This is a genomic window from Allobosea sp. FW305-C-101 (assembly GCF_058783685.1).
Window position 1 is genome coordinate 1 of sequence record NZ_JBYSYT010000023.1, and the last position, 797, is coordinate 797.

At 65.4% G+C, this 797-nt stretch carries 1 protein-coding gene; it reads left to right on the forward strand.

Features of this window, described 5'->3' with window-relative positions; all coding sequences use genetic code 11:
- Positions 1-797 (forward strand): FtsK/SpoIIIE domain-containing protein (locus tag AC3WMA_RS27560; RefSeq protein WP_492288429.1); only part of this gene is annotated, 797 nt, incomplete at both ends.

Here is a 797-nt window from a genome sequence, read left to right on the forward strand (position 1 = left end):
CTCTCCGTCTATGACGGCATCCCGCATCTGCTCACCCCGGTCGTCACCGATCCCAAGAAGGCGGTCGTCGCCTTGAAATGGGCGGTGCGCGAGATGGAGGAGCGCTACAAGAAGATGTCGAAGCTCTCGGTGCGCAACATCGACGGCTTCAATGCCAGGGTCGGCGAGGCCAAGGCCGCCGGCGAGGTCATCACCCGCACCGTCCAGACCGGCTTCGACAAGCACAGCGGCGAGGCGATCTACGAGGAGGAGGTCATGGACCTCGAGCCTCTGCCCTATATCGTCGTCATCGTCGACGAGATGGCCGACCTGATGATGGTCGCCGGCAAGGAGATCGAGGGCACGATCCAGCGTCTCGCCCAGATGGCGCGTGCCGCCGGCATCCATGTGGTCCTCGCGACGCAGCGTCCCTCGGTCGACGTCATCACCGGCACGATCAAGGCGAACTTCCCGACCCGCATCTCCTTCCAGGTCACCAGCAAGATCGATAGCCGCACGATCCTCGGCGAGATGGGCGCCGAGCAGCTTCTGGGCCAGGGCGACATGCTCTACATGGCCGGCGGCGGGCGCATCACCCGCGTCCACGGCCCCTTCGTCTCGGATGCCGAGGTCGAGAAGGTGGTCGCCCATCTCAAGACGCAAGGCCGGCCGCAATATCTCGACGCCGTCACCTCCGAGGAGGAGGAAGCTGGCGAGGACGAGGACGGCGCCGTCTTCGACAAGACCGGCATGGGTTCGGTCGAGAGCGACGACCCTTACGAGCAAGCGGTCGCGGTCGTGCTGCGCGACAAGAAGGC